19 protein-coding genes are annotated in these 20,236 nt (G+C 71.2%); 12 read left to right on the top strand and 7 right to left on the bottom strand.

What is annotated here, in order from left to right; all coding sequences use genetic code 11:
* Genes LOZ83_RS14020 through LOZ83_RS13995 form a run of 6 tightly spaced genes read left to right on the top strand, consistent with a single transcriptional unit; the run spans nt 1 to nt 4,495 of the window.
* A complete protein-coding gene (locus tag LOZ83_RS14020) occupies nt 1-1,131 on the top strand; it encodes a PPE domain-containing protein (RefSeq protein WP_236790970.1) in 1,131 nt (376 codons plus the stop codon).
* A 15-nt stretch (nt 1,132-1,146) separates the two neighbouring features.
* Complete coding sequence (locus LOZ83_RS14015) at nt 1,147-1,959, top strand: ESX secretion-associated protein EspG (RefSeq protein ID WP_236790969.1); 813 nt, start codon at nt 1,147-1,149, stop codon at nt 1,957-1,959.
* Complete coding sequence (locus LOZ83_RS14010; protein ID WP_236790968.1) at nt 1,956-2,711, top strand: transglycosylase SLT domain-containing protein; 756 nt, start codon at nt 1,956-1,958, stop codon at nt 2,709-2,711. The genes LOZ83_RS14015 and LOZ83_RS14010 overlap by 4 nt, the downstream gene beginning before the upstream one ends.
* Before the next feature lie 13 nt (nt 2,712-2,724).
* Nucleotides 2,725-3,795 carry a CHAP domain-containing protein gene (locus tag LOZ83_RS14005; protein ID WP_236790967.1) on the top strand — a complete coding sequence of 357 codons (1,071 nt, stop codon included), beginning with the start codon at nt 2,725-2,727 and terminating at the stop codon, nt 3,793-3,795.
* A complete protein-coding gene (locus tag LOZ83_RS14000; protein ID WP_236790966.1) occupies nt 3,792-4,085 on the top strand; it encodes a YbaB/EbfC family nucleoid-associated protein in 294 nt (97 codons plus the stop codon). The genes LOZ83_RS14005 and LOZ83_RS14000 overlap by 4 nt, the downstream gene beginning before the upstream one ends.
* Nucleotides 4,085-4,495: a hypothetical protein gene (locus LOZ83_RS13995; protein WP_236790965.1), complete on the top strand. Its 411-nt coding sequence runs from the start codon at nt 4,085-4,087 to the stop codon at nt 4,493-4,495. The genes LOZ83_RS14000 and LOZ83_RS13995 overlap by 1 nt, the downstream gene beginning before the upstream one ends.
* A 13-nt stretch (nt 4,496-4,508) precedes the next feature.
* On the opposite strand, the gene LOZ83_RS13990 is transcribed toward LOZ83_RS13995, so the two are convergent.
* Entirely contained in the window at nt 4,509-5,042 is a 534-nt protein-coding gene (locus tag LOZ83_RS13990) for a hypothetical protein (protein ID WP_236790964.1), read from the bottom strand.
* A gap of 69 nt (nt 5,043-5,111) precedes the next feature.
* Nucleotides 5,112-5,570 carry a PPOX class F420-dependent oxidoreductase gene (locus LOZ83_RS13985; protein WP_236790963.1) on the bottom strand — a complete coding sequence of 153 codons (459 nt, stop codon included), beginning with the start codon at nt 5,568-5,570 and terminating at the stop codon, nt 5,112-5,114.
* Between the two features lie 88 nt (nt 5,571-5,658).
* Here LOZ83_RS13985 and LOZ83_RS13980 point away from each other — a divergent pair, with 88 nt between their 5' ends.
* From LOZ83_RS13980 to LOZ83_RS13970, 3 genes are all read left to right on the top strand, one after another.
* Nucleotides 5,659-6,648, top strand: coding sequence for an RNA polymerase subunit sigma-70 (locus LOZ83_RS13980; protein WP_236790962.1), 990 nt, complete (start codon nt 5,659-5,661; stop codon nt 6,646-6,648).
* A gap of 84 nt (nt 6,649-6,732) precedes the next feature.
* The gene (locus LOZ83_RS13975) at nt 6,733-8,223 is read left to right on the top strand and encodes an aldehyde dehydrogenase family protein (RefSeq protein ID WP_236790961.1); all 1,491 of its coding nucleotides are present in this window, start codon (nt 6,733-6,735) and stop codon (nt 8,221-8,223) included.
* 85 nt (nt 8,224-8,308) lie between these two features.
* Nucleotides 8,309-8,509: a hypothetical protein gene (locus LOZ83_RS13970; protein WP_236790960.1), complete on the top strand. Its 201-nt coding sequence runs from the start codon at nt 8,309-8,311 to the stop codon at nt 8,507-8,509.
* A gap of 5 nt (nt 8,510-8,514) precedes the next feature.
* On the opposite strand, the gene LOZ83_RS13965 is transcribed toward LOZ83_RS13970, so the two are convergent.
* Nucleotides 8,515-11,010 (bottom strand): LuxR C-terminal-related transcriptional regulator, encoded by a 2,496-nt coding sequence (locus LOZ83_RS13965; RefSeq protein WP_236790959.1) that lies wholly within the window; start codon nt 11,008-11,010, stop codon nt 8,515-8,517.
* 215 nt (nt 11,011-11,225) lie between these two features.
* On the opposite strand from LOZ83_RS13965, the gene LOZ83_RS13960 reads away from it, so the two are divergent.
* Both LOZ83_RS13960 and LOZ83_RS13955 read left to right on the top strand, forming a co-directional pair.
* The gene (locus tag LOZ83_RS13960; protein ID WP_236790958.1) at nt 11,226-12,401 is read left to right on the top strand and encodes an IniB N-terminal domain-containing protein; all 1,176 of its coding nucleotides are present in this window, start codon (nt 11,226-11,228) and stop codon (nt 12,399-12,401) included.
* Between the two features lie 136 nt (nt 12,402-12,537).
* Nucleotides 12,538-13,083 carry a hypothetical protein gene (locus LOZ83_RS13955; RefSeq protein ID WP_236790957.1) on the top strand — a complete coding sequence of 182 codons (546 nt, stop codon included), beginning with the start codon at nt 12,538-12,540 and terminating at the stop codon, nt 13,081-13,083.
* A gap of 21 nt (nt 13,084-13,104) precedes the next feature.
* Here the strand turns inward: LOZ83_RS13955 and LOZ83_RS13950 are convergent, their stop codons facing one another.
* The gene (locus LOZ83_RS13950; protein WP_236790956.1) at nt 13,105-13,341 is read right to left on the bottom strand and encodes a hypothetical protein; all 237 of its coding nucleotides are present in this window, start codon (nt 13,339-13,341) and stop codon (nt 13,105-13,107) included.
* A 288-nt stretch (nt 13,342-13,629) separates the two neighbouring features.
* On the opposite strand from LOZ83_RS13950, the gene LOZ83_RS13945 reads away from it, so the two are divergent.
* Complete coding sequence (locus LOZ83_RS13945; RefSeq protein ID WP_236790955.1) at nt 13,630-17,052, top strand: phosphodiester glycosidase family protein; 3,423 nt, start codon at nt 13,630-13,632, stop codon at nt 17,050-17,052.
* Here the strand turns inward: LOZ83_RS13945 and LOZ83_RS13940 are convergent.
* The 3 genes from LOZ83_RS13940 to LOZ83_RS13930 all read right to left on the bottom strand — a co-directional run bounded on the left by LOZ83_RS13940 (nt 17,047) and on the right by LOZ83_RS13930 (nt 20,232).
* Nucleotides 17,047-17,268: a 4-oxalocrotonate tautomerase family protein gene (locus LOZ83_RS13940; RefSeq protein ID WP_236790954.1), complete on the bottom strand. Its 222-nt coding sequence runs from the start codon at nt 17,266-17,268 to the stop codon at nt 17,047-17,049. The two genes, LOZ83_RS13945 and LOZ83_RS13940, sit on opposite strands and share 6 nt — an antisense overlap.
* A 24-nt stretch (nt 17,269-17,292) precedes the next feature.
* Entirely contained in the window at nt 17,293-18,057 is a 765-nt protein-coding gene (locus tag LOZ83_RS13935; protein ID WP_236790953.1) for an SDR family oxidoreductase, read from the bottom strand.
* Nucleotides 18,058-18,135: 78 nt separating this feature from the next.
* A complete protein-coding gene (locus LOZ83_RS13930) occupies nt 18,136-20,232 on the bottom strand; it encodes a hypothetical protein (RefSeq protein WP_236790952.1) in 2,097 nt (698 codons plus the stop codon).
* Between the last annotated feature and the right edge of the window lie 4 nt (nt 20,233-20,236).

Genomic DNA, 20,236 nt, shown 5'->3' with positions numbered 1-20,236 from the left:
ATGGCGGCCGGCGATCTTCCGTACAACACACACCGCAAACACCGCTACTACGGCGATGATCACCCGATGTCCGCGAAGCAGCGCGCGCGGATCCGGCGGCTGGACCGCATCCAGCGGGCCAACCAGCGCGACGCCTCCTTCGGCAAGATCAACTGGGCGGCCTACGAACACCGGCAGCTCTGGGACATGATCCACACCGCCGACCCGGCCGCGCTCGGGAGCGCGGCGCACAGCTGGGCGGCGCTCGCGGTCCAGGTCGATTCGGCTACCGCCGAGGTGCACAAGACCGTCCAGAAGCTCCTGCTGTCCTGGCGCGGGGATTCGGCCGTGCAGGCGGCGAGTTCCGCGTCGAAGCTGACCGCGTGGGCGGCCGAAGCGAGCGCGGGCGTGCGCGAGGTCGGCGACGGCCTGGATACCTACACGAACGCGATCGTCAACGCGCGCAACCACATGCCGGAACCCGTGTACTACTCGGCCGAACGCCACTTCCGCGAAGGCTACGACGTCAAGGCGAGCGGCCCGGACGCGGCGGTGCTCGCCGACCAGTTGCTCGACGATCACCTGCCGACCCAGCGCGAGACCGACCGGGCCAAGGCCGAAGCCGTCCGGGTCATGGACCGGTACGAGGCGGCGAGCAAAGGCGTGCACGACAAGTTGCCGTCGTTCACGGACGCGCCCGAGGTGGTCACCGGAGATCAACCCGGCTGGGGCGTCGAACCACCCGCGGCGCAAGCGCCAGGCGGCAGCGGTGACAGCCACGACGGCACGTCCGCTTCGGCGGCGACGGGTGTCCCGGCGACCGGCGGTTTCGGTTCCGGCGCAAGCGGTTTCGGTGCCGGGGCAGGCTCGGTGCCGGGCGTGAGCGGCGGTGCGGGCGGCGCTGGTCTGGGCGCCGGGAGCAGTGTCGGCAGCGGTGCCCTGCCCACCGGCCCGGCCGGTCCCGGTGGTGCGGCCGCGGCGGCTGCCGCGGGTGCCCGGGGCGGTGGCGGCGCCGGGATGATGATGCCGCCCGGTGCGGCCGGCCGGCAGGGCGAAGACGCGGGTGAGCACCACAACCGCTACGCCACCGACAGTGGTCTGGACCTTCTTGACGATCTGCCGCCGGCGTACCCGCCGGTGCTCGGCGAGTGAGCGGGGGGAGCCGCGGTGGCACGCCGGATGACCGGGGTGGACGGAGTGGTCCTGTCCCACCTGGAGTTCGATCTACTGTGGACGGACCTCGAGCCGGGTGAACCGCCGTACCCGCTGTCGGTCCCGTCGCACGGCCGCACCATGGCCGAGCGGGACGAGCTGGGCGGGCAGGTGTTCGAGAGCCTCGACGCGGCCGGCCTCATCGTGGCCGAGACGGTCGCCGCCGAACTGGTGGCGCAGCTGAGCCTCCTCGGAAACCCCGTGCTGTCGCTGGACGCGCTGCTGATCGGTGACGTGTCGCTGCGGCTGCTGGCCGCGGCCGGGCGCCGGGAAGCCGTGCTCGCCGTGCTCGACCACACCGAACTGGCCCTGCGGCCGATCGCCCCAGCGGACCTCGTCCCGATCGTCGCCGACATCATCGGTGACGCCGCGCCCGGCCCCGGGCAACCGGTCCGGCTGACCCGCGCCGCGTTCTCCGCGGCGGTGGACGCGTTCGCCACCAAGGGCCACTCGGGGTTCGAGTGGGCGCTGGCCCAGGCGAACGTCGCCGGGCGCGAACTCCGTGCGCTGTCGGCACTGGTGGAGGCGCCGCGGATCCGGTCGGGCCAGGTCGCCGCGAACGGGCCGGGCGGCCGGTCGCCGGTGCTGGCCTGGTTCGACACCGAGGCCGGCCGGTACGCGGCGACGGTCCAGCCGGCCGCGGGGGAGAACTGGGTGACCGTCACGCCCGCCGACGGGGCGTGGCTCGCGGCGCGGATGGCCGGGCTGATCGACCGCGTGCGCGATGAGACGAGAGGAGCAGGAACCATCATGGAGGTGAACCGATGAGCAGGCTGACCGCCGAGCAGATCGCACAGCACGCCTACCGCGCCGGGTTTCGCGGTCAGGCGCTCACCACGGCGGTGGCCGTGGCGCTCGCCGAGTCCAGCGGAAACGCAGGCGCGCACAATGGAACCCCGCCGGACAACTCCTACGGGCTGTGGCAGGTCAACATGATCGGCGACCTGGGACCGACGCGGCGGAAGGAGTTCGATCTGGACTCGAACAAGGAACTGTTCGATCCGGATCACAACGCCAAGGCGGCCTACGCGATCTCCGGTCACGGGAAGTCGTTCGAGCCGTGGTCGACCTACACCAACGGCGCGTACAAGAAGCATCTGGCCGCCGCGCGCAAGGCCGCGGAGGACGTCACCAAGCATCACGGCAAGAGTCCCGTCAAGCACGAGCACAAACCCGCACATCACAAGGGAAACGGCTTCAAGGCGGACCCGGAGCAGTTCCGCGGCTACGCGAAGAAGGCCGACGACGTCGCCGCGAAACTGCGGGAGATCGGTACTCGGACCGTGCGGAAGGTGACCGGTATCGCCAAGGACAGCTTCGGCCAGGTCGGTGCGGAGACGGGATTCGCCGACGCGCTGGGGGATTTCAGCCGCTCGCTGGAAGCCCAGGTCAAGACCACGGCGACCGGCGCGCGGAACCTCGGCGAGCTGACGACGAAGGCGGGACACAGCTACCAGGCGCAGGACGACACCGCGATGCACGAGATCGCCGGCGCCGATATCTCGAGCGTGCTGGGCTGAACGGGGGAGGACCATGGACACGGCAGGTATCGCCACGCTGTTCGCGGGCGAACTCAAGACACACCACGGAAAGCTGGCAGGCCGGGCCGGCGATTCGCAGACCGCGCAGAACGCGCTGCACTCGGCCGCGTCGGCGATGATGGAACAGCACGACACCCAGCGCAAGGCGGCCCAGTCCCTGTTGACGCACTGGGAAAGCACCGCCGCGACGAGCTTCGAAGGCAAGTCCGCGAAGTTCGGTGACGACGTCACCACCACGGCCGAGGCGAGCGCGCGCGGCGCGAAGATCGTCGCCGAGGTCACCGACGCGCTCGCCGCCCGGCACAGCGCGACCGGCTCGCTCGTCGACGAGTTCGTCAACCGGGCCGAGCGCCTGCTCAAAGCCGCACTGTCGGGCTCGGGCTCGCCGGGCGCGCTGCTGAAGGTGATCGGGGAGATCACCGACCTGGTGGGTGGGTATATCAAGGAATCCTCCGGGCATCTCAAGAGCGCGCGCGAGGAGATGGAAGAGGCGGCGCGCAAACTCCGTGCGCTGGAAAAGGATCTGAACGCCGACGGGGTCGGCGACCCCGGCAAGGCGCACCACAAACCGGTCGAGCCGAAGCCGCCGCACGAGGTCCACAAAGGACACAAGCCGGCCACGAAGCCGAGCCACTCGGCGAAGGTCGACAAGATCCTGGCCGACGCCCGCAAGAACCTCGGCTACCACGAAGGGCCGAACAACCGGAACAAATGGGGCCCGACCGGTCAGCCATGGTGCGCGTACTTCGCCACCTCGATGTGGCGCGACGCGGGGGTGAACATCCCGAAGTACGGCTTCACCGGCGACGTCCACAAGTGGGGCGAGCGGAACCACTGCGCCTACGACCGCGGCGACATCGCGAAGCAGGCCCGGCCCGGCGACACGATCCTGTTCGGCACCGGCCCGACGTGGGCGGGCAGCGAGCACATCGGGATCATCGAGAAGGTCGACGGGAACAAGATCACCACGATCGAGGGCAACTCCAGCGACCAGGTCATGCGGCACACCTACGTGCTGCCGCGGGACGCGCACCGGTTCTACGGCGGGGTGCATCCGAAATGACGATCACGGCGAACGCGCGGCAGGACGGGGTTTCGGTCGAGGTCGCGCCCGGCGGCGCGCTTCGTTCGATCGAGCTGACCCCGGAAGCGCTGCGGGCAGGGGGCACGCGGCTGGCTCGCACCATTCTCGCGGTCGTGGACGAAGCGACCGCGCGGGCCAACCAGCGTGCCAAGCACGAAATGGCCGTCGATGGGCTGACCGAGGCCGACGCCGCCGTGCTGGGGCTGGCCCAGGACGCCGCGCTGACCGAGGCGGCCGAGGGGACCACGCCGGAACGCTGGAGGGTCTGATGGAAGACGAGCGCACTATCGACGAGCTGATCGAGATCGCCGAGCAGATCCCGGACCGGCTCGGGCTGGCCGCCGGGATCGCGGATGTCCGTGGCCGGGCACGTAGCGAGCACGTCGCCGTTTCTGTTGACGTGCAAGGAAAACTGGTCGAGCTGGAGATCGCCGAGCAGGGGATCGAACTCGGCCCGGAGGCGCTCGCCGCGGAGATCCGGCGACTGAGCGTGGAAGCCGGCAACGCGGTCCTGCGCGAGGGTTTGCGTGCCGTGCGGGCCGGGTGCGTGCCCGCGGTCGCCGACGCGATCGAAGAGTACCTCGCCCTCGACGAGCCCCAGCCGGCTGAGGCGCCACCCACGCGGCGCCCGGCGCCGTCCACGGATGAGGAGGAGTTCTTCACGCTCAAGCGCGCCTGACGCGGGAGGCCGCTCAGCGGAGTGTGCCGCGCTGGATCACGCCGTCCTCCACCGTGTAGGAACCGGTGTACGTGTGGGCGCGGCCGTCGGATTCCTGTGCGACCACGACGACGCTGACCACGTTTCCGTTGGTCCCGGTGATCGTCAGGTCGTCGTGGACGGTGTTCGCGAACCCGCTCGCGAAGCTGGTGTAGGAGCGGGAGAGGTTCCGGCCGCCCAGATCCCAGGCCGTCTGGTAGTCCCCGCCGTTGATCGCCGCGTAGAAGTTTTGCACGACCGTCGCGGGGTCCGCCGGAGCCGTCGTGGGCGTGGAGGACGACTCCGGCGGCGTTGTCGAACTGTCCGATGTGGAGGGAGGCGCCGGGCTGAACGTCGTGGTGGGCAGGGGAGCGCGCACCCCTACGGGTGCTCCGGCGATGCTGTGCTTCGGCGGCTGCAGGAACAAGAACACGACGACGCCCACCGCCGCGAGCACCGCGACGACGGCGAGTATCGCCAGCGCCACGGAGCCGGCCGATCGCCGGGGAACCGGGTTGCCGTCAGCCACTGTTGTTCACTGTCATTTCGAGCCTTCCCTGGTGGCGACACCCCGTAGTCGGCGCCGGGAATGAAGGCGTTACCCCTGCCCGACGTAAACCGGCGGGGCGTAGACGCGGGCCGGCCGCAGGCGGACGATCAGCCGGTGCGCGCCGGGTTCGGGTGGCGGGGTCGCGCCGTTCATGTGCAGGTCGTACATCACCTGGTGGAAGCCACCATCGGGATCGTCCATCAGCTCGACGGCGCCCGAGATGACCGCGTACGTGAACTCCGCGCCGCCCGGCAGGCTGTGCACCAGCAGGCTCACTCGCGGATCGCGTCGCATGTTCAGCGTCTTGCGGCGGCCCTCGATGGTACTGAACAGGACGTCGCCGCCGTCCGGTTTGACGAGGATCACCGAGCTCTGCGGTGAGCCGTCCGGGTTGGTGGTCGACAGGATCGACAGGTGCGGCCCGGCGAAAATCCGGGCGGCGCTCTGCCGCGCGGCCTCGCCGGGGCGGCCCAGCGGATAGGGATCGAGGAAGGTTTGATCAGTCATGCCCGTACCGACTCGGCCGCCGGCCCCGAAGAATCGGCCGCGGACCGATTCTTTTCGGCGGGCCGGCGAGTCAGCATGTGACGTGGCCATGAGTGAGGCGAAGACCGACCAGTTCGAGGCGGCGACCGCGCCCTACCGCAGGGAGCTGTTCGCGCACTGTTACCGGATGACCGGCTCGGCCGGCGACGCCGAGGACCTCGTCCAGGACACCTACCTGCGGGCCTGGCAGGCGTTCGGCCGGTTCGAGCACCGGTCGTCGGTGCGCACCTGGCTGTACCGGATCGCCACCAACGTCTGCCTCAGCGCACTCGACCGCGCCCGGCGGCGTCCGCTGCCGTCCGGGATCGCGCCACCGTCGAACGACCCCCAGGCGCCCGCCGCACCCGCGCCGGCGGGGGTGAGCTGGCTGGAGCCGGTCCCGGATCGCCTGGTCGTCGACGAGCTGTCCGACCCCGCCGAGGTGGTGGCCGCCCGGCACCGCGTCCGCCTCGCCCTGGTGGCGGCGTTGCAACTGCTGCCACCCCGCCAGCGGGCCGCCGTGTTGCTCTGCGAGGCGCTCGACCTGCCCGCCGCCAAAGCGGCCGAGGTGCTGGACGTGTCGGTGGCCGCGGTGAAGAGCCTGCTGCAGCGCGGCCGGGCTCGTCTTGCGGCGGCCGCGCCCAGCGACGCCGATATCGCCGAGCCGACGGATGAGGGCGCCCGCCGGGTGCTCGATCGCTATCTGGCCGCGTTCGAACAGTCCGATGTCGCCGCCATCCAGCGCCTGCTCGCGGACGAGGCCACGCTCGAGATGACCGGGACCACGACCTGGTTCTCCGGCAAGGCCACCTGCCTGCCGTTCATCGCCAGCCAGGCCATCGGCCGGCCGGGGGACTGGGCGATGCTTCCCTTGCGGGCCAACGGACAACTGGCCGCGGCGGCCTACCACCGTGCCCCCGACGGGACCTACCGCCCGTTCGCGATCGTCGTCCTGGCCACCACCCGGTCGCACCTCACCCGCATCACCCTGTTCAGCGATCCAGCGCTCTTCGGCCGCTTCGAGCTACCGAGTCGGGTAAGTGCGGGTCCGGAGGCATAGACAATCCGCGGATGCGGTGTTGTGATGGATAACACACCGAATGTGCGGAAACAAGCCGCGGGTCTGTGATCGAGGAGGTCAACGATGACCCTTGCCGTCGACGAGAGCCGGGTAGGCGAACTCGTCAAATCGCTCAGCCGGAAAATGCTGATCAACGGAGAGTGGGTGGACGCCGCGGACGGGCGGACGTTCGACACCCTCAATCCCGCCACCGAAGAACCGCTGGCGGCGGTCGCCCAGGGGGACAAGGAAGACGCGGACCGGGCGGTGCGCGCCGCGCGTGCCGCGTTCGACGAGAACGCGCCGTGGCGGCGGATGCCGCACGGTGCGCGTGGCCGGATCCTGCACCGCCTCGGCGACCTGATCCTGGAGCACCTGGACGACTTCGCGCTGCTGGAATCGCTGGACAACGGCAAGCCGTACGCGGTGGCCAAGGCCGCCGACGTGCCGCTGGCCGCGGACCTGTTCCACTACATGTCCGGCTGGGCCACCAAGACCGAGGGCGCCACCATCCCCGTGTCGGGCCTGGATCCCGCGCAGTACCTGGGTTTCACCCTGCGCGAGCCGGTCGGGGTGTGCGCGCAGATCATCCCGTGGAACTTCCCGCTGCTGATGGCCGCGTGGAAGCTCGGCCCGGCGCTGGCCGCCGGCAACACGACGATACTCAAGCCCGCCGAGCAGACCCCGTTGTCGGCGCTGCTGCTGGGTGAACTGGCGATGCAGGCCGGGGTTCCGGCCGGGGTGCTGAACATCGTCACCGGGTTCGGCGAGGCCGGCGCCGCACTGGCCGCGCATCCCGATGTGGACAAGGTCGCGTTCACCGGATCGACCGAGGTCGGCCGCGAGATCGTGCAGGCCGCGTCCGGCAACCTGAAGAAGGTCAGCCTGGAACTGGGCGGGAAGTCGCCGAACGTGGTGTACGCGGACGCCGACCTGGACAAGGCGATCGCCGGTTCGGCGCACGCGATCTTCTTCAACCAGGGCGAGTGCTGCGTCGCCGGGTCCCGGCTCTACGTCGAGGAACCCGTCTACGAAGAGGTGGTCGCCGGCATCACCGAACAGGCCAGGTCGATCAAGGTCGGCGACGGGCTGGACCCGGAGACCTCGATGGGCCCGCTGGTGTCGCAGGAACAGTTCGACCGGGTCACCGGCTACATCCGCTCCGGCCGCGACGACGGCGCCACGATCTTCGGCGGCGACCGGGTCGGCGACCGCGGGTACTTCGTCGCGCCGACCGTGCTCACCGGCACCCGGGAGGACATGACCGCGGTGCGGGAGGAGATCTTCGGCCCGGTGGTGGCGGCGGCGCCGTTCCACGCCGAGACCGATGTGCTGCCCACCGCGAACAACACCAACTACGGGCTGGGTGCGGGCGTGTTCACGCGTGACATCGGCAAGGCGTACCGGACCGCGCGGCGGCTGCGCGCGGGCACGGTGTGGGTGAACACCTGGAACGTGTTCGACGCCTCGCTGCCCTTCGGCGGCTACAAGGAATCCGGCTGGGGCCGGGAGATGGGCGCCGCGGTGTTCAATAACTACCTGGAGACCAAGACGGTTTTAACCGACCTGGGGTGATGGGCGCGGGGGGTGGTTCCCGGTGCCCGGCACCCACCCCACTGCCGTATTCCCCCCGGGTGATCAGAACTGCCAAACTCCGGCCATGTCCGTGTTGTCGGTACCCGTAGTGGCCGATTTCGTGGCGCGCGTGCGGCTCGCGCTCGCCAACCACGCTCGGAAAGTTCGGTGCGAGTACGCCGGTCTCCCGGCCGGTACCAGCACGGTGCTGGTACCGACCCGGCACGGCGACATCGCCTGCACCATCTATTCGCCGCCGGCGGCATTGGCGGACGCACCGATGTAGGTGGCTCAGGACGCCGGTCTGGCGCCGACCAGGACGCGCAGCTGTTCCAGCAGGTCGTCGCGGGACTCACAGCCGAACCGCTGCCGCATCCGGGCCACGTGGTACTCGACGGTCTTCGCCGAGATGAACAGGCGCTGGCCGATTTCCTTGTAGGTGTGGCCGGCCACCACCAGTTCGGCCACCTCCCGCTCCCGGTCGCTGAGCCTGGCCGCCCGCGGCGCCTTGTCCCGGCCAGCCGCTTCGGCGTCCTGCCGCGCCGCGTTGCCCTGCAGGACGCGGGCGCAGTCCAGCAGGCGCAGCATTCCCTTGCGATCGGTGGTGCGGATCGCGGCCTGCCCGGCGAGCCGCGGTCCGTCCCAGCGCAGCCCGGCATCGTGCAGGCCGCGCGCCGCCGCTTCCACCTCCGCGGGGTCGATGTCGCCCGTCAGGACCTTGAGCCAGCACCGGGAAGCCGTTGCCAGCACTGCGAAGTACGGGTGCGGGCCGGCCATCGCGGCCAGCGCGGCGACCTGGGTTTCGGCCGCGTCCAGCTGCTCACCGGCGATCGCGGCGTGCATCCGGTTCCACCGGAACGTGGCCTCCCACAACGGCGGGTTGCCCAGCTGGCCGAGCAGGACCTCGGCTTCGGCCAGCTGCGGGGCGAGCCGGCCGGGTGTGCCGAGCCGGGCCGCGGCCACGGTCAGCTCTCCCAGTGGTAGTAAGGAAAACAGGTCGACGGGATGCCGGAGGGCGACTTCCCAGGCCTGCTCACAAGCGTTCCGCAGGGTAGCGAGATCGCTTTCCCGGCGGGCGATCCCGACCCGCACCGCCGAGGCCGTCAGCGCGTCGCGAAGCTCCAGCTCCTGACCGGCCTCGGCCAGTTTCGTCCGCGCGGTGCCGACGTCTCCGCGCAGCATCGCGCCCCACGCCTGCAGCAGCCGGTGCCGGGGGACGGCGAGCGTTCCGCCCGTCGCCGCGCCGATCGCCCGCTCCAGCACCAGGTCGGCGACCACGAACTCACCGGAATGCAGGGCCACCAGCGCGGCCAGTGCGGCGGGGGTGTCGGGCAGCAGTTCCGTGCGCCCCACCGGTTCGAGCATCGACGACGCGCGGGTGAGGGTGGCGAGCGCGGTCGCGGCACTGTCCTTCACGGACTGGTGGACACCCCGCGCCATCTGGGTGGCGGCACTGGTCGCCAGCACCGGCGGACCGCTCTGGCGGTGCTCGGCGAGCAGCAGTTCGGCGTCCTTCACCTGGCCGGTTCCGATCAGGCCGATCACCGCGAACGCCGCTCCCGAAGGCGATCCGGACCACCGGTGCAGCTCGGTACTGGGCGCGAGCAGGCCGCGGTGTGCCAGCGCGGCGCCCGCGACATTGGCGGCGTGCGCCCGGTCCGTCTCGTCCGTTCCGGCCAGCACGCCGTCGGCCAGCCGCAGCGCGGTGTCGAAGTCGCCACTGCGGGCTGCCGCCCCCGCCCGGCGGCCGGCCAGTGGGGTGGCGGGCGCGCCGGCGGCGATGGCGGCGGCATAGAGTTCCGCCGCCAATTCCGGCGACTCGGCGAGCGCCTCGTCGCCGGCCTGCTCGAACCCTGCGCCGAGGCCGACCACACCGGTGCCCAGGAGCGGCCGGACGAGGGCGAGCACCGGGCCGCCCCGTCGTTGCTGCGCCTCGATGAGCTGCCGCTGCACGGGGAGTGTGCGCTCGGCCGGGCTGAGCGTGGTGATGGCCTGCCGGGCGATGGGCAGCAGCGCACCGCCGCGGTCGAGCATCCCGGTCGCGCGGGCACCGTCGGTCAGTTCGGACGCGGTGTCCACGTCGAGTTCGAGCAACGCGGTAAGTGTCTCGGCGTGCAGCCCCGATGCGACCGCCTTGCCGAGCAGGAGCCGGTGGACGCCGGGATCGAGCCCGTCGAGGTCGGGCTGGAAGCGCGCGATGGCCGCTTCGGGCACCGGGAAGGGGACTTCCGCGCGGGTGCCACGGAGTGCGAGCAGGACACGATCGACGTATCGCGGCACACCGCCGGTGTACTCGTCGAGCAGGTCGACTAGACCCGCTGGCGGTTCCGAGCCGAGCACCGCGGTGGCCCGCTGCGCGATGGCGCTGTGGACCAATGGCCGCAGCAGTACCGCCTGCTCCAGGACGCCGGTCAGTTCCGTCAGCGGGGACGATCGCGGCCACGGCCGGTAGGCGGCGACCAGCCGGGTCTCGTCGTCCATCGCCAGCTCGACCAGCTGTTCCACCTGGTCGTGGGGGAGCCGGTGCGCGTCGTCGACCAGAACGGCGGCTTGGCGGCGCCGGGCCGTGTCGGCCAGCGCTTCGCGCAGGCCCAGCACCGGCACGCCGGCGTGCTGGAAGAGGCGGCGCAACTCGCCGAGTAGCGCGGTCTTGCCGTACCCGCCGGGAGCGATGATCGCGGCGCGGACAGGGGCGAGCGGATCGGCCTCGACGGCACTCGTCAGCCGCCGGGCCTCGTCCGTCGCGATGAGCTGGTGCGCCGTTCCCGGACCACGCGGGTAGGACATGGTCGTGGTAACCCCCCGTCACCGATCGGTTAGCCCTAGTGCCCCTAGTCGGTGGGCCATCCGGTCCCCTAGTGGCATCGCCCGGAGACTCGGAGTGATCCCCGATGACGCTGAGACACTACCGGGTCTAGCCTCTCCGGCGAGGCGAGGTCTCTTGATCTTGTCCGAACTGCTCGTCAAGTGGCTATTCCGAGGGAAGAAGAACTATGGGCCCGGTGCAGACACTGCACGAATTCGTACTGAACCTCCTGAGCGACCCGCAGGCTCTGGCGGACTTCGACGCCAACCCGCAGGGTGTGCTGAACGCCGTCGGGCTGGCCGACGTGACCCCGGCGGACGTTTCCGACGTCCTCCCGCTGGTCATGGACACCGCACCGGTCTCGGTGACCGGAGCGCTGGGCTCCTTCGCCGCCAACGGTGACGTCGCGAGCACGCTGGACAACGTCGTGGTCACCGCCAGCTCGGCCGCTTCCCCCGTGGTGAGCGAGGTTTCGCACGTCGCCGCGGGCGCGCTGAGCGGCCTGCCGAACCTGAGTGGCGTGTTCGAGGCCACCAGCAACCTGGCCGGCGCGACCGGTGTGAACACCGTCGCCGACGGTGCGCTGCACACCGCCTCCGGGCTGGTGCACGAGGTCGCCGGTGCCGTCGACGGCGTGCCGCTGGTCGGCCCGCTGGTCGACGCCGAGGACATCGACCTGGCGAACACCGCCGGCGCTGTGCACGAGCACGTGTCCGACGGCAAGCTCGTCGGTTCCATCGTCGACGCCGCCACGAACCACCTCGGCGACGCCCTGCTGACGCACACCGCGATCGACACCGTGAGCGCGCTGCCGGGTGTCGGTGCCCCGCTCGGTGACCTGGCCACCCAGGTCCAGCTCCAGGGCGGTGCCGTACTCGGCATCGGCAACGAGACCCTGGGTTCGACCCCGACCGGCGTGCACAGCGGCCAGCTCCTGGCGGAGGCCTTCAACGGCGGCGAGTTCGGCGCGGCCGGCGACCTGTCCGACACGCTGGACCACGCTTCGGCCATCGTGCCGGCCGCCCCGGCCCTGCCCGCGCTCCCGGCGCTGCCGGCCCTCCCGGCCGTTGCCGCGCTTCCGGCCGTGCCGGCCGTGCCGGCCGTGTCGGCGCTCCCGGCCGTCCCGGTCGCGCACGACGCCGTCACCTCGGTGACCAGCACCGCCGCCGGTGTCACGTCGCACCTGCCCGTCGCGGGCCCAGTCGTCGACCACACCCTGGGCGCACTCGGCGACTCGCACGTCGCCGACCTGCACCAGGGCGTCGGCACGGTCGACAGCCACGTCACCTCGGTCGTCAGCCACGCGGCGGACAACCTCGACCTGCAGCACGGCACGGACAACCCGCTCGACCACCTGGGCCTCGGCCTCTGAGTGTGCCCCACAAACAGGTCCGGGCTTCCTGTGGTTTTGGGGGCCCGGGCCTGCTTTTTTCTGGGCTGGTCAAGACATGACGAAGGCCATCTCCCGGCGCCTTCCCGATCCGGCGGGCAGGCGCCATCCTGATGGTATGGACGTGAGTTTCGCCGAAGACCACATCGTGTTCGCGCGGTACGAGTTTCCCGGCGCGACGGTGCACCCGGCCGGGGTCCTCACGCTCGCGCGGATCCGGGACGCCGACCCCAAGGCGTGGCCGCCCGAGATCCGGACCACGCTCGGTGAAACCCTGTTCGTCCCGCGCGCGCAAGAACCCGAACTCGAAGAGTTCTGCCGGCGCAACGACGTCACCACGAAACGCCGGCCCTGGATCTGGTCGGACCTGCTCGAGCCGTTCCTCGACACCTGGTTCGATCCCGACGACGAGCGCGCCACCGACGAGCGGCTGCACAAAGCCGGGCTGTCCCAGGAGGAAATCACCGAGATCCGGCAGCGGCTCACCCCGCTCATGCGGGCCTACAACTTCGACAGCATGCTCTGGGAATGGGTCGACCTGGGCCTGTTCGACCTCCTCAATGCCGCCACCGGACCCCTCGTCAACCCCGCTCTGCAAGCGACGCTCGGCGACCCCGCGGCCTTCTACACCTGGGCGATGGCCATCGCCGAGCGGAGCCGCTGAACGCCGCACAAGCCGCCCGCGTCAGAGCCGGATCGCGTCGCTGTAGACCAATCGGCCGCCGCCGGCGTACTGCTCCTGTTCGCTGATGACGAACCGGAACGGCGCGAGCAGGCGGGGCTTCGGCAGCCGGACCACGCCGGTCCACGAGGTGGTGCCGTCGGGCCGGGTCGAGGCGGTCAATCGCTGCCCCTCCGCCGGGCCGGCAGTGGTCCAGTCCAAACCGCCCGAGGTGAGCGCCGACGAGGTCTGGAGGACCACCGAAACCGAGTTCGGTACGGCCCGGACGGCACCAGCCCCGCCACCCCGAAGAGCACGTCGAGATCGGGCCGGTCCGGCCGCACCGCGCCACCGGGCAGCCACGCGGCGGCCAGCCCGCACGCGACTCCCGTGAGCGTGACCAGGCGAATCATCCGAACCCCCAGCGGTCGTGTGGATCGTGCCCGCTTCTGACGATCAAGCCGGCCGCCGCGTTCCGCCCGCGGCCGGACGTCTGGTCTCATCCTGCCGTTCATCTTCCGGTCGACCGTGGCCCATAGCTTCCCGACCGTGAGCGACGAAACCGCGCCGGGAATCACGCGCCGGGGCCTGATCGCAGGCGCTGTCGCCGCGGCCGGGCTGGCCTCGATCGGTGGCACCGCGACCGCTGATCCCCGGATCGCGGCCGCACCGGCCGGGCGCCCTCCGAGCGGCAGCGGATACCAGGTACCGGTATATCAGACGACCGTTCCCGGCGAGTCGATCGAGGCGAGCCGGGCCGACCATCCCGTGGCGCCGGGGATCGCGCTCACTTCGTTCGACACCTTCGGCCGCACCGGCTGGCTGCGGGTGCACGTGCTGAACGCCGACCTGGGCAACGACGCGGTCGGGGTGGACCTGGTCGCGGGCGAGGTGAGCGGCGCGCGGCCGCTGGCCTCGGCGGCCGGGGCGCAGCACGCGGTCGCGGCCGTGAACGGGGACTACTTCGACATCACCGAGACCGACGCCGCCGAGGGCCCGGAGATCCAGAACGGCCAGGTGCGCAAGGGCACGAACCGGCCGTCGACGGTCGCGGCGGTGGGGGCCGACCGGGTCGCCCGGCTCGCGGATCTCACGATCACCGGTGTGGTCACGATCGCCGGCACGCAGCGTCCGCTCGCCGCGCTCAATTCCGCCTCCGTGCCCGCGGACGGCATCGCGGTGTTCACCTCACTGTGGGGGCCGGGGGAGCGCACGTTCATCCAGGATCCGGGTCCCTACACCGAACTCGTCGTCGCGGGCGGCCAAGTCAACGCGGTCAATGCGCAGATCACCGGCACCGCGGTACCGGCCGGCGGACTGATCGTGCTCGGTCGCGGCGCGGCGGCCACCCAGCTCGCCGCCGCGCGGCCGGGGGACCCGGTCACGGTCACGTACAAACCGCTCACCGACGCGACTTCTCCGCTCAGGATGGCGCTCGGCAGCGGCGCCGTGCTGGTCCGGAACGGCACCGCGATCGACTTTCCGCCGGACGCGGGCAACGACGCGCTCAAGCCGCGCACGGCCATCGGCTGGCTGGACGGCGGGCATCGGCTGCTGCTGGTCGCGGTCGACGGGTCGGCGAACTTCTCCGCCGGGCTCGGCTTCGACGAGATGGCGCGGCTTCTGGTGCGCCTCGGCGCCACCGAGGCGTTCATGCTGGACGGCGGGGGCTCCACCGAGATCGTCGCCCGGCGGCCCGGAGACGCCGCGGCCGGTGTGGTGAACACGCCCTCGGATGGCAGCGAGCGCCCGATTCCCAATGGTGTCGGGCTTTTCGGGCCGAAGGGGTCCGGTGTGCTCCGCGGATTGGATGTGCGTCCGGGGGCTGACCGGGTGGTGCCGGGACTCACGCTGGATCTCGCGGTCGCCGGGTATGACGAGACATGGGCGCCGGTCGATATCGGCAGGCGCCCGGTTTCGTGGTCGGCCGAGCCGGGATCGCTGGGCACGGCGCGGGATGGCGTTTTCCGCGCCAGGCAGCCGGGATCGGGAAAGGTGCGCGCCCGTTCCGGCGCCGCGACCGGCGAGCACGAGCTGCGTGTGGTCGGCGAATTGGACCGGTTGGCCTTCACTCAGCGGTCGGTCACGATCGAGCCCGGCGCCACGGCGAGTGTCCGGCTCAGTGGCTCCGACGCGGACGGGTTCGACGCGACGGTGGCGCCCCGCGATGTGACCCTGGACTATGACAAGAACGTCGTCACGGTGACACCCGCCGCCGACGGCAGTTTCACCATCACCGGTGACGGTGGCGCGGGCGGCAAGGCCACCACCATCACAGCGACGGTCCGGGGACTGACGGCCAGGTTGCCGGTGACGGTGGGCCTGGTCGACGTGCCGCTGGCCGAATTCGAGCCCGCCGAGAACTGGACCGCGGCGTCCGCCCGGGGCACCGCGTCGGTCGCCTTCGTCGCGGCGCCGGACCGGCCCGGCGCCACTGTGGACAATCACGCCCTCCGGCTGACCTACGATTTCACCGGGCAGCCCAGCACATCCGCGGCCTATGCGGTGACCAGTCCGATCACGCTGCCCGCCGGGGCGAAGAAGCTCGCGTTGTGGGTCAACGGCGACGGCCGGAATCACTGGCTCCGCGCGATGGTGTCCTCACAGGGCACCACCAACGTGCCGTTCACGTTCGCCACCGTCGTCGACTGGACCGGCTGGCGTCGCGTCATCGGCGATATCCCCGCCGGCTTTTCGGACCCCATAACGCTTTCGCGGGTCTACATCGCGGAAACCTCGCAGACCAACAAGAACGCGGGGCAGCTGGACTTCGACGGGCTCGCCGCACAGGTCGGGCAGCAACCCGACCAGACTGAGCCGCCACAGCCCGATCCCTATGTCGTAGAGCAGGGTGGGCTCGGCGGCGGCCGCTGGACCTTCGCGGTGCTGTCCGATCTGCACGTCAGCGCGGCCGCCGGACCGGATTCGTTCTCCGGCCGGCAGGCGGCGATCGCACTGGACCAGGCCGTCGCGAGCAAACCAGATTTCCTGCTGATCAACGGCGATTTCGTGGACAACAACACGCCCGCCGACTTCGATCTCGCCAACGGCTTGCTGCGCGATCACGTGCCGAGTGGCCTGCCGGTCTACTGGACACCGGGCAACCACGAGGCCGGCCTGTCGGCGACCGGTGGGCTCGAAACGTTCCTCGCCGCGACGGGCCGGCCGAGCCGGCAGGTGTTCGACCACAAGGGAACCCGGTTCATCCTGCTGGACTCCCACACCGGTGACATGCGCACCTCGGACTGGGACCAGGTTCCCCTGCTGCAGTCGGAACTGGCGAAGGCCGCGCGGGACCGCTCAGTGACCGGTGTCGTGGTGTCGTTCCACCATCCACTGAAGGATCCGTCCGGCGCCGGCGCTTCGCAGCTGTCCGATCAGCTCGAAGCCGCCTTGTTCACCCGCTGGCTGGCGGATTTCCGGGAGAGCTCGGGAAAGCCGATCGCGCTGTTCACCGGGCACGCCCACACCGCGGCGGTCACCCGTGCCGACGGCGTCCTGGAGATCACCACTCCCGCCGTCGGGAAGACGCCGTACAGTTCGCCCGACCAGGGTGGGTTCTTCGGCTGGATGAACGTCGGCGTCGACCCGCGGCCGGGCCGGGTGCGGGCGGGTCAGCCCAGCCCCGAGACCCGGGATTGGCTGCAGGCCGAGAGCAGGCCACTGATCGACGGGATCGAGTTGGCGGCGCCCGATACCGTCAGGATCGGCGCTCCCGCAACGGTTTCCGCGACGGGTGTGACGAGCGAGTTCGGCCTGAGGTTCCCGCTGCGCTTCCCGGCCAGCGTCACCTGGGGCGGCGGTCCCGGGCTCGTGATCGCGAATGCCGGTGATGCTCAGCGAAACCCGAAGGTCCTGGGCGTCCTCGATCCGGAAACCGGGACGCTGACGGCATTGCGTCCGGGCACCGTCTCCGTCACGGTCACTTCGGGCGGTCTCACCACGTCGAAGACCGTGACGCTCGCTTCATGATCCGGCGGTTTCAGTGCCCTGGAGCACCGCGAGGGTGAGGACCTGGTCGCCGATTCCCCAGCCGCCGTCGGCCAGTTCTTCGACGAGGACCATGGTGTTGCGGCGGGACTCCTCGCCGAAGATCTCGGCGAGCAGGTCGGTGGTGCGGTGGATGATCGTCGCCTTCTGCTCCGGGGTCAGCAGGCCGGCGGGCGCCTTGAAGTTGGCGAAGGGCACGGTGTTCTCCTTTGTGGACGGTCGTTACTTGCCGTGCGGGTCGGCCGCGTTGAGGGTGTCGACGACGCGGTCGTAGTCACCGCGTGCCTCGCCGTAGCGCAGGAACTTGACGCGCTCGACCTGGATTTCCTTCGCGTCGGGCTGGGATTCCAGCAGCGCGACGGTTTCGGTGATGAACGCGTCCAGCGGCATCGCCACGTCGCTGGTTTCCTGGCCGGGCAGCAGCGCGGTGCGGACGGACGGCGGCACCAGCTCGGTGACCTTCACCGTGGTGCCGGCGAGCTGCAGCCGGATCGACTCGCTGAGCATGTGGATCGCGGCCTTGGAGGCGTTGTAGCTCGGCGTGGCGCTCAGCGGCGCGAACGCCAGGCCCGAGGAAACCGTCATGATCGTGGCGTCGGGCCGCGCCCGCAGGTGTTCGATGAACGCCGCGATGAGGCGGATCGGCCCGAGCACATTGGTGGTGATGATGGACTCGGCCGAAGCGAGGAACGACGCGGGGTCGCGCCAGTCCTCGACGCGCATGATGCCTGCCATCGCGATCAGGACGTTCAGCTCGGGGTGCCGGGCCAGCACCTGCTTGGCGGCGGACTCGATGCTGGCGGCGTCCGCGGTGTCGAGTTCGACGGTGTCGATACCGGGGTGCTCGGCGGCGATCTCCCGCAGCAGTCCGGCCCGGCGGCCACCGACGATCACGGTGTTCCCCTTGGCCCGCAGCTCCAGTGCGAGGGCGAGCCCGATGCCGCTGGTCGCCCCGGGGATGAAGATGGTGTTCCCGGAAATGTTCATGCTCCGAGTCTCTGCCACCCGCGCGGTGCGGTGCAGAGATCGGTTATCGGGGGATCCGTTGTCCCCCGATAACGTTCGTCAGGCGCCGACCAGCTGGGAGAGCCGGACGACCGCGCCGGTCGAGAGGTCGACGACCGCGGGGCCCGGGGCCGGGCGGGTGCCGCCGTCGATGCCCGTGAAGCTCACCGAGACGGCGACCTTCCGGTCGAACGTCGAGCGGTCCGCGACCAGCGGCTGCACCAAGGTGACCTCCAGCGCCGGCGTGTCGGCCGGCAGGATCGCCCGCGCGACCTCGATCCCCGACACGGCGAACCTGAGTTCCGCGCTGACGACCCCCACCGCGCGCAGGTCGACGTCCCGCCGGACCAGGACCACGGTGTGCAGGTTCTCCAAATAGACGTTGCGCACCACTAGCTGAGCGGGATCGGCCGGATCGAGCCGCGCTTCGGCCACCGCGTCCGCGGCGGGTACTGCGAGCGCGGCCTCGCCGTGGGCGGGCACGCGCACCGGCGGGTCCAGCGGGATCCGTTCCCCGAAGCCGCCCAGCACGGCCCGCGTCCGCAGCCCCGTCACCGTCGCCGCCGTGTCGGCGTCGTTGCGCAGCCCGGTCGCGGTGGTCCGGACCGGTCCGTCCGGGTACGGACCCGCGAGGTCGGCGACATCCAGGTGCAGCGTGGTGGCGAGGGCGAGCCGGGGATCACCGGTCTCAAAGGCGACCTGCGCGACCGCGTCCCCGCCGCGCAGCTGGCTGACGATCACCACCGCGTCCTCGTAGTCCACCCGCAGCGCGACGCGCACCGCGTCGTCGTCCAGCACCGCCCGCGGCGCACCACTGAGCGTGCTGGACCGGACGCTCACCCCGGTCGACCCCACCGTCGGCGACGTCGGCAGCAGGACCCGCACATCGCGCCCGCCTTCCTCGGCGCGAAGCTGGACCTGGAGTTCGGCGAGCTCGGCCACGGTCAGGTCCGGGACGCAGCGGGCCTGCAGCAGGCACGGCAACCCGGCGTCGACCGTCGCGTCGAACAGCTGCAGCCACTCGAACTCGGGCCGGCCGGTGGGGTGGCGGCCCACGCGGTAGTGCGCGGGCACCACGAGATACGTGGCCGGCTGCTGGAGCGATTCCCACACCGTGTAGCGGTGTTCGCGGTCCAGCCGCGGCGCCGGCGCGAACCGCTGGGCCGGCGCGCGGCCGAGCTGGAAGGCCTCCTGGCACCCGACCACCTCGGGCGCCGCCCCCGGCTCCACGTCCTGCAGGTACAGCTCCGGGTGGTCCCGGCACGGCACGAGCAGCGGCACGCGCTGCTGCCGGGACACCGTCACGCCCAGGTCGGCCACCGGCGGCGAGGGGTGCAGGGGCGGGAACGTCAGCGGGTGCTCCTGCTCATCGGGTGGCAGATCCAGCAGGCCCGGCACGACGAACTCCTGCTCCAGGACCGGTGACGCGACCTCGGCCACGTCGGCGGACCGGAGCACGATCTGCCCGCTGATATCGGGAAGCGTGATCTGGGATGTGCTCACCTCACCCCACTCCGGATGCTCTTCCGGCACCGGGTGTTCTTCCCGCGGCGGCTCTTCCCACGGCCACCCCCGCGCGGGCACCAGCACCGCGAGGTCGAGCGCGTCGTGGTCGATCTCCACTCCCTCCAGCACGTCGCCGGCCCACGCGACCGCGGTCTGCCGGACGGCCGTGAACGACGTTTCGACCACCAGCCCCGCGCCGTCGCCGGGCTGGAACCCCGGCGCGCTGAGCGCCCCGTACGCCGCGCGGGCCACCGCCCCGCGGATCTCCGCGCGGCAGTGCACGAGGCCGTCCCGTTCCGTCGCCTCGGCCGGCAGTTCGGTCGCCGTCGGAGCGCCGGTTTCCGCGTCCACGAACGGGATCCGCAGGCGCACGGCCAAACTCGTCCGCTCGACCGGCCGCGCGTCCGGCGGGTCCGGCGGCGGGAAACGCAACACGGTCGTCACGGTGGCGGCGATCGCGGGCGACCCGTCGTCGTCGTGACCGGTGACCCGGAACAGGAACCGGAACGTGCCCTCCGCCGCCGGTACCGCCTCGGGGGCGGGCGCCCACCACGGCGCGCCCAGCTGCGAATCGGGCAGCAGGGCCGCGCCGTGGTCGGCGTCCTCGATGCGAGGGCCCGGCTCGTCGGCCGGAAATCCTGGCGTGTTCATGGAA

Source organism: Amycolatopsis sp. GM8, from assembly GCF_021653975.1.
GTDB lineage: Bacteria > Actinomycetota > Actinomycetes > Mycobacteriales > Pseudonocardiaceae > Amycolatopsis_E.
The sequence above is the reverse complement of the archived record's forward strand: the minus strand, read 5'-3'. Positions and strand labels throughout refer to the sequence as shown.

Bases quoted from the DNA above. Each gene is read 5' to 3' on its own strand.
- LOZ83_RS14020 (WP_236790970.1), top strand. From the start codon at position 1: ATGGCGGCCGGCGATCTTCCGTACAACACACACCGCAAACACCGCTAC.
- LOZ83_RS14010 (WP_236790968.1), top strand. From the start codon at position 1,956: ATGAGCAGGCTGACCGCCGAGCAGATCGCACAGCACGCCTACCGCGCC.
- LOZ83_RS14005 (WP_236790967.1), top strand. From the start codon at position 2,725: ATGGACACGGCAGGTATCGCCACGCTGTTCGCGGGCGAACTCAAGACA.
- LOZ83_RS14000 (WP_236790966.1), top strand. From the start codon at position 3,792: ATGACGATCACGGCGAACGCGCGGCAGGACGGGGTTTCGGTCGAGGTC.
- LOZ83_RS13995 (WP_236790965.1), top strand. From the start codon at position 4,085: ATGGAAGACGAGCGCACTATCGACGAGCTGATCGAGATCGCCGAGCAG.
- LOZ83_RS13985 (WP_236790963.1), bottom strand. From the start codon at position 5,570: ATGACTGATCAAACCTTCCTCGATCCCTATCCGCTGGGCCGCCCCGGC.
- LOZ83_RS13980 (WP_236790962.1), top strand. From the start codon at position 5,659: ATGAGTGAGGCGAAGACCGACCAGTTCGAGGCGGCGACCGCGCCCTAC.
- LOZ83_RS13975 (WP_236790961.1), top strand. From the start codon at position 6,733: ATGACCCTTGCCGTCGACGAGAGCCGGGTAGGCGAACTCGTCAAATCG.
- LOZ83_RS13970 (WP_236790960.1), top strand. From the start codon at position 8,309: ATGTCCGTGTTGTCGGTACCCGTAGTGGCCGATTTCGTGGCGCGCGTG.
- LOZ83_RS13965 (WP_236790959.1), bottom strand. From the start codon at position 11,010: ATGTCCTACCCGCGTGGTCCGGGAACGGCGCACCAGCTCATCGCGACG.
- LOZ83_RS13955 (WP_236790957.1), top strand. From the start codon at position 12,538: ATGGACGTGAGTTTCGCCGAAGACCACATCGTGTTCGCGCGGTACGAG.
- LOZ83_RS13935 (WP_236790953.1), bottom strand. From the start codon at position 18,057: ATGAACATTTCCGGGAACACCATCTTCATCCCCGGGGCGACCAGCGGC.
- LOZ83_RS13930 (WP_236790952.1), bottom strand. From the start codon at position 20,232: ATGAACACGCCAGGATTTCCGGCCGACGAGCCGGGCCCTCGCATCGAG.